The organism is Streptomyces sp. NPDC059524 (assembly GCF_042749255.1).
GTDB lineage: Bacteria > Actinomycetota > Actinomycetes > Streptomycetales > Streptomycetaceae > Streptomyces > Streptomyces xanthii.
This window is the reverse complement of the sequence record NZ_JBHYTK010000008.1, coordinates 96,845-103,862: the sequence shown is the minus strand read 5'-3', so window position 1 is coordinate 103,862 and position 7,018 is coordinate 96,845. Positions and strand designations below refer to the sequence as shown.

The following is a 7,018-nucleotide window of genomic DNA, read 5'->3' as shown; positions in this document are numbered from 1 at the left end:
AAACTCCCGCCTGCTTCACGACGTCTGGCACGTACTCTCGCCGCACCCGGCGAAGACCCAAGTAGCTCCGCTACGAGGGCCTGCGCCCGGCACACCGAGAGCACGCACCAGACGCCGCGAAGCCGCCCTCCGGGCGACGACGGGAGTTTGAAGACACGGCCTAGGCCGCGCGTTCCCGGGCGACCAAGGCCTCGATGCCGGCGATCTGGAGCTCGAGGGCGACCTCGAAGTCGCCGTCGAGGATCTGGTCGACGGAGCCGCTGTCGGGGCCTTCCGCCATCAACTGCTCGGCGTGCCGCACCGCGTCCGCCATCTCCGGCGGCGCGCTGAACCCGGACATCGCCTTCGTGTAGTACTCGTCCCGCGTCATGCCCACCTCCACGCAGCGCTGCCGGAAGTGGCCCTCGATCGTCCCGTACCCGTAGACGAACTGGAAGACGGACGCGATCGCGCCGCGCTGCCGGGGCAGGGACAGGCCCGTGCGCGCGACGATGCGCTGCACCGCGAACGAGAACCTCAGGGCGTTCGGGCCGATGTTGAGGTAGTTGCCGGCCAGCGGCGAGATCCACGGGTGCCGCACGATCAGCGACCGGTAGGCGGTGGCCAGGTCACGCAGCCACTCCCGCCAGTCGTCGCCCTCCGACGGACCGTCCTCGTCGATCGTCAGCTCGCCGAAGACCCGGTCCAGGGCGAGTTCCAGCAGGTCGTCCTTGGTGTCGACGTACCAGTACACGGACATCGCGGTGACCCCGAGCTCGCCCGCGAGGCGCCGCATCGAGAACTTGGCGAGCCCCTCGGCGTCGAGCAGCTGCACCGTGGTCCCGGTGATCCGGTCCCGGTCCAGGCCGCTCGGCTGCTCGGTGCGCCGGCCGCGCGGCGCCTTGGCCGATTCCGTCTCCTCCAGCCAGACGCTCATCCGCGCTGCCTTCGCCATCGGGGCACCTTCTCAAAGATCGTCGGGGCGGACGGACGGGCGGAACCGTCGGGTCCGGTCCGCCCGTCCACCGATGCTATGCGGAAGCCGGCACCGCTGATTCTGCCCGCTCCGCCCGCCGCAGCAAGGCCGCGGCGAGCAGCCCGCCGACGAGCACGGCCACGGCCCCGACCAGCTGACTGGTCTCGAGGCCGGAGGAGAACGCGTCCGCGATCCGGGCCTTCTCCGGCGCCGTGTCCGCGGCCGCGAGCGCCGCCGGGAGCGAGGCCGCCGCGACGGGCACGAGCGCGGCGAACCGGGCGTTGAGGACCGCGCCCAGGACCGCCACCCCCAGGCCGTTGCCGAACTCGGCCAGCGTGCCGTTGACCCCGGCGCCGACGCCCGCCTTCTCCGGCGGGATCGCGCTCATGATCGCGTTGGCCATCGCCGGCATGGCGAGCGCGATGCCCGCGCCCATGATGATCAGCCCCGCCAGCATGCCGCCGTACGCGTCCCCGCCGAGCAGCGCGATCGCCGCGAGGCCCGCCGCCAGGCAGGTCATGCCGGCCGCGATGGTCAGCGGCGTGCCCAGCTTGGGCAGCAGCTTGGCGCCCAGGCCGGTGAGGTTGAGCGCCACGACGGTGAGGGCGAGCGGGGCGGTGCGCAGCCCCGCCTCCAGGGGCCCGTACCCGAGCACGAACTGCAGGTGCTGGGTGAGCAGGAAGAGCGAGCCGCCCATGCCGAACGCGACGAGGATCGCGCCGGCCACCGCCCCCGTGAACTTCTGGTTCCGGAAGAAGTGCATGTCCAGCATCGGGTACGGGATGCGCAGCTCCCACAGCACGAACGCGGCCATGACGACGAGCCCGATCGCGGCCGAGGTGAGCGTCGGCCCCGAGGTCCAGCCCTTGTCAGGGCCCGAGATGATCGCGTAGACGATCCCGGTCATGCCGACGGTGGACAGGAGCGCGCCGAGCAGGTCGGGGCGGTCGCCGCGCGGGTTCTTGGACTCGGGGACGAGCGCGAGCACGGCGATGAGGCCGACGACCGCGACGGGGATGTTGATCAGGAAGATCGCGCCCCACCAGAAGTGGTCGAGCATCACGCCGCCGAGCAGCGGGCCGACGGCGAAGCCCAGCGAGTTCACGGTCGCCCACAGGCCGATCGCCTTGACCCGCTCGGCGTCGTCGAAGATCTGCACGACGACGGCCAGGGTGGTGGTCATCAGCAGCGCGCCGCCGACGCCCATGCCGGCCCGCGCCGCGATCAGCTGGGCGGTGGAGTCGGCGAGGCCCGCGACCAGCGAGCCGACGCCGAACAGGACGAGTCCCGCCGCGAGCATCTTCTTGCGGCCGTAGCGGTCGGCGCTGGAGCCCGCGGTGAGCAGCAGACCCGACTGGACGAGCGAGTAGGCGCTGATCACCCACTGGATGTCGGCCGTCGACGCGTCCAGCTCCCGGGTGAGGGAGGGGATCGCGACGTTCAGCACGGTGTTGTCGAGCAGCACGGTCAGCTGGGCGAGGCAGATGACCCCGAGGATCAGCCAGCGCTGGGGGTGGCCGCCGCCGGCCGGGGGCGCCGTCTGCTCCGGCTGCTCCGGGCTGTTGTGGTTCTCGGCGGTGGTCGCCGTCATGCGGTCTCCTGTCGGTGTCGGTGTCGGTACCGGGCCTCTCCGAACCCGTCTCCCATACACCGTAAGGGGTTACCCTTACGGTGTACAACGACATTTTCGGCGTACCGTTCCCGCATGCCGAATCGCGCTCGCGCGCTCCCCCAAATGGCCCTGTCCGCCGCTCTGTTGAGCCTGATCGCGACCGCCGCACCGGCCGCCGCCGACACGCCCGGAACGCCTTCGGTCCCCCTGCGCATCGCGACGTACAACATCCACGCCGGGGCCGGGGAGGACAACGTCTTCGACCTCGACCGGCAGGCCGCCGCGCTGCGCGCCCTCGACGCCGACGTGATCGGGCTGCAGGAGGTCGACGTCCACTGGGGCGCCCGCAGCCAGGGCCTCGACGTGGCCCGGGAGTTGGCCGACCGGCTCGGGATGCGGGTCGCGTTCGCCCCGATCTACAGCCTGGACCCGGCGGCCGTCGGGCAGCCGCGCCGCGAGTTCGGGGTCGCCGTCCTGTCCCGGTACCGGATCCGCTCCGCCGTCAACCACGACATCACCCGGCTCTCCACCCAGGTCCCGAACCCGGTGCCGGCCCCGGCCCCCGGCTTCGGCGAGGTCACCCTCAAGGTGCGGGGCGTCCCGCTCCAGGTGTTCGTCACCCATCTCGACTACCGGGGCGATCCGTCGGTGCGGACCGCGCAGGTGGCCGACACCCGCCGGATCATGGGCGCCGAGCGCGCGGCCCTGCCCGGCGCCCGCCAGGTCCTGCTCGGCGACTTCAACGCGGCGCCGGCCGCGCCCGAACTGGCCCCGCTGTGGCGGGAACTGCGCGACGCGGGGCCCGCGACCGGCGGTACGTATCCGGCCGACGCCCCCGTCAACCGGATCGACTACGTCGCGGTCGGCGAGGGCGTCGGCGTGCGGGACGTGACGATCCCGGCGGAGGCGGCCGCCTCCGATCACCGGCCGGTCGTCGCCGACGTGCGGCTCGACCGGTAGACAGCACGGGCTGTCGGATCAGGACTTCGGACGGATCAGGACTTCGGCTGGGTCAGGTCGTAGAACGTCGCCGTCCCGGCCGTGACCTTCTCGAAGTGCTGCTCGACCCATGACGTGATCGCGGACGAGGAGCCGGCCCCGCCCATGCCTCCGCCCATTCCCCCACCGATGAAGTAGTGGATCTTCCCTTCGGCCACGTACTTCTTGAACTGGGCGAGGGTGGGCGACGGGTCGGTGCCGTTGAAGCCGCCGACGGCCATCACCGGGACGCCCGTGGCCAGTTGGTAGCTCGCCTGGTTCTGGGAGCCGACGGCCGCGGCCGCCCATGTGTAGGCGTCGGCGTCCTTCAGGAGCAGCCGCTTCGCCTCGGCTCCGACCGTGGCGCCGTCCAGCAGACCGCCCATGCCGCCGCCTCCCGCGCCGCCGGGCCCGCCCTCGGCCATGGCTCCGCCGGGGGAACCGCCCGGGAAGCCGCCGCCCTGCTGCTGACCGGGTCCATTGCCGGTGGTGGTGCCCGTGCCGGGGCCGGCGCCCTGTGTCCGGCCGCCCGGCGGCTGCATCGCGCCGCCGCCGGCACCGCCCGCGGGTCCACCGGCCCGGCCGCCACCGCCGTCCGGACCCCCGCCCGGACCACCCCGGCCGCCCATCATGCTCGCGCCGGCCGGGCCCGCCGTGACGATCGACCCGGTGTGCCCCGTGGCCAGCGTGCTGAGCGTGTACGCGGTCGGCCCGGCCAGCGACGCGGCGAGGCCGAGCCCCGCGGCGCCGAGCGCGAGCCCGCGCCCGAACCGGCCCGCGAGCGCGATCCCCAGGCCCGCCGCGAGCCCGCCGACCAGCACCGCCCAGCGCAGCCACGGCAGATGGTCGGGTGTGCGGCCGAGGAGCACGTACCCCCAGATCCCGGTGACCGCGACGGCCGTGCCGAGCGTCGCCGACCAGACGATCCTGGCCCGCTCCTCCCACAGCACGACCGCACCGGTGCCGATCACCGCGGCGAGGTAGGGCGCCAGGGCCACCGTGTAGTACTGGTGGAAGATGCCGGCCATGAAGCTGAAGACGAGGCCCGTCGTCAGCAGGCAGCCGCCCCAGGCGAGGAAGGCGGCGCGCGCGGTGTCCGTGCGCCGCGCCTTCCGGGTCAGGACGAGCGCCGCGACGAGCAGGATCAGCGCGGCGGGGAGCAGCCAGGCGATCTGGCCGCCGATCTCCGCGTTGAACATCCGGCCGAGACCGGTCTCGCCCCACTGGCCGGTGCCGCCGCCCATGCCACCGCCTCCGCCACCGCCTCCGCCTCCGCCTCCGACGGAGCCGGTCTCGTCGCCGTTGATGCGGCCCAGGCCGTTGTAGCCGAAGGTCAGCTCCAGGAACGAGTTGTTCTGCGAACCGCCGATGTACGGGCGGGAGGCCGCGGGCCAGAGTTCGACGACGGCCACCCACCAGCCGCCCGCGACGGTCATGACGAGCCCGGAGAGGGCCAGTTGGGCGATGCGGCGGCGCAGCCTCACCGGGGCGCAGATCCCGTACAGAAGAGCGAGCGGGGGCAGGATCAGGAAGGCCTGGAGGGTCTTGGCGAGGAAGGCGAGACCGACCGCCGCGCCCGCGCCGACCAGCCACTTCGTGCGGCCCTGCTCCAGCGCGCGCAGCACGCAGTACACCGTGACGGTCATGAGGAGGGCGAGCAGCGCGTCCGGGTTGTTGAACCGGAACATGAGCGCGGCGACCGGGGTCGTGGCGAACACCGCCATCGCGATCAGTCCCGCGGCGGCGCTGAAGCGGCGGCGCACGGCCGCGTAGAGGACGGCCGCCGTGGCCACGCCCATCAGCACCTCGGGCACGAGGATCGCCCAGGAGTTCAGGCCGAAGATCCGCACCGAGAGGGCCATCGGCCACAGGGCGGCCGGGGGCTTGTCGACGGTGATCGCGTTCGCGGCGTCGGACGAGCCGAAGAAGAACGCCTTCCAGCTCTGGCTGCCCGCCTGCACGGCGGCCGAGTAGAAGGAATTGGCGTAGCCGGAGGCGGAGAGGTTCCAGAGGTAGGCGAGGGCGATGACGAGGAGGAGCGCGAGGAACGCGGGGCGGACCCAACGCGCGTCGGCGGGTCGGGGGTCCGCGGCTGTCGCGGGCGCCGTCAGGGGCTCGGCCGTGGGGGTCTGTGTGGTCATCGTCGGCTCCCGGGAGTGGGCTCGGAGGACACCGCCGGCCGCTCGGCGCGGTCCGGGAAGACCCAGGCGCGCAGCAGCAGGAAGCGCAGCACGGTGGCCGCCAGGTTCGCGGCGATGAGCACCGCCAGTTCGGTGGAGTGCGCGGCGTCGCCGTCGGACGCCGCGCCGAGCGCGAGGAGCGAGCCGCTGGTCAGCACCCATCCGATGCCGAAGACGACGATTCCCTGGGCCTGGTGGCGCACCGCGTTCGCCCGGCCCCGCACCCCGAAGGTGAGCCTCCGGTTGGCGGCGGTGTTGGCGACCGCCGAGACGAGCAGCGCGAGCGCGTTGGCGGCCTGCGCCCCGGAGAACGTACGGAAGCCGGTGTAGAGCAGCAGGTACAGCAGGGTCGACAGACCGCCGACGGCGCAGAAGCCGACGAGCTGACGGGCGAGACCCCGGGGAACGCCGGTCAGCCGGCCGTCGCGCGGGTCGTCGCCGAAGGGGCGCGCGAGACGGTCGAGGGGGAGGGAGCCGGTGGCGAGCGCCCGGCCGACCCGCCACACCCCCTTCAGGTCCTCGGTCGCCGTCCGCACGATGTGGACGCTGGAGTGCGGGTCGTCGACCCAGTCGACGGGGACCTCGTGGATCCGCAGCCCGGCCCGCTCGGCCAGCACCAGCATCTCCGTGTCGAAGAACCAGCCGGTGTCCTCCACCAGCGGCAGCAGCACCTGCGCCACGTCGCGCCGGATCGCCTTGAAGCCGCACTGGGCGTCGGAGAAGCGGGCCTGGAGCGAGCCGCGCAGGATGAGGTTGTAGGCACGGGACACGAACTCCCGCTTGGGGCCGCGCACCACGCGCGCCGCACGCGAGAGCCGCGAGCCGATCGCCAGGTCCGAGTGCCCGGAGATCAGCGGCGCCACGAGCGGGAGCAGCGCGTTCAGGTCGGTGGACAGGTCGACGTCCATGTAGGCGAGGACGGGCGCGTCGGACGCGGACCAGACGGCGCGCAGGGCCCGCCCGCGCCCCTTCTGCTCCAGGCGCACGGAGGCGACGCCGGCCAGCTCGGCGGCCAGCCGGTGCGCGACCCGCGGGGTCGCGTCGGTGGAGGCGTTGTCCGCGACCGTGATCCGGAAGCGGTACGGGAAGGTGCGGTTCAGGTGGGCGTGCAGGCGCCGCACACACGCGTCGAGGTCCTTCTCCTCGTTGAAGACGGGGACGACGACGTCCAGGACCGGCACGGCGCCGCTGCCGACGGGAAGGTGCTCCCGCGCCGGCAGCGTCCCCGGCCCGGGGGCGGGTGGAGCGGTGCTCGCAGAAGAGTCGGTTCGCATGCCACCGACCGTCGCCAAC

The 7,018-nt window shown here is 73.2% G+C and carries 5 protein-coding genes; 1 reads left to right on the top strand and 4 read right to left on the bottom strand.

The window, feature by feature from the left end; genetic code table 11:
• Positions 1 to 160: 160 nt before the first annotated feature.
• Positions 161 to 934, bottom strand: coding sequence for a TetR/AcrR family transcriptional regulator (locus ACFW9D_RS04040; protein WP_384617448.1), 774 nt, complete (start codon positions 932 to 934; stop codon positions 161 to 163).
• 76 nt (positions 935 to 1,010) lie between these two features.
• Entirely contained in the window at positions 1,011 to 2,546 is a 1,536-nt protein-coding gene (locus tag ACFW9D_RS04035) for an MFS transporter (protein ID WP_384617446.1), read from the bottom strand.
• Positions 2,547 to 2,660: 114 nt separating this feature from the next.
• On the opposite strand from ACFW9D_RS04035, the gene ACFW9D_RS04030 reads away from it, so the two are divergent.
• On the top strand, positions 2,661 to 3,527 hold the full coding sequence (locus tag ACFW9D_RS04030) for an endonuclease/exonuclease/phosphatase family protein (RefSeq protein ID WP_384617444.1): 867 nt from the start codon (positions 2,661 to 2,663) through the stop codon (positions 3,525 to 3,527).
• Between the two features lie 35 nt (positions 3,528 to 3,562).
• On the opposite strand, the gene ACFW9D_RS04025 is transcribed toward ACFW9D_RS04030, so the two are convergent.
• Together ACFW9D_RS04025 and ACFW9D_RS04020 are read right to left on the bottom strand one after the other, a co-directional pair.
• On the bottom strand, positions 3,563 to 5,686 hold the full coding sequence (locus ACFW9D_RS04025) for an ArnT family glycosyltransferase (RefSeq protein WP_384617441.1): 2,124 nt from the start codon (positions 5,684 to 5,686) through the stop codon (positions 3,563 to 3,565).
• On the bottom strand, positions 5,683 to 6,999 hold the full coding sequence (locus ACFW9D_RS04020) for a glycosyltransferase (protein WP_188337867.1): 1,317 nt from the start codon (positions 6,997 to 6,999) through the stop codon (positions 5,683 to 5,685). Before ACFW9D_RS04020 ends, ACFW9D_RS04025 begins: the two co-directional genes overlap by 4 nt.
• Between the last annotated feature and the right edge of the window lie 19 nt (positions 7,000 to 7,018).

Bases quoted from the DNA above. Each gene is read 5' to 3' on its own strand.
- ACFW9D_RS04040 (WP_384617448.1), bottom strand. From the start codon at position 934: ATGGCGAAGGCAGCGCGGATGAGCGTCTGGCTGGAGGAGACGGAATCG.
- ACFW9D_RS04035 (WP_384617446.1), bottom strand. From the start codon at position 2,546: ATGACGGCGACCACCGCCGAGAACCACAACAGCCCGGAGCAGCCGGAG.
- ACFW9D_RS04030 (WP_384617444.1), top strand. From the start codon at position 2,661: ATGCCGAATCGCGCTCGCGCGCTCCCCCAAATGGCCCTGTCCGCCGCT.
- ACFW9D_RS04025 (WP_384617441.1), bottom strand. From the start codon at position 5,686: ATGACCACACAGACCCCCACGGCCGAGCCCCTGACGGCGCCCGCGACA.
- ACFW9D_RS04020 (WP_188337867.1), bottom strand. From the start codon at position 6,999: ATGCGAACCGACTCTTCTGCGAGCACCGCTCCACCCGCCCCCGGGCCG.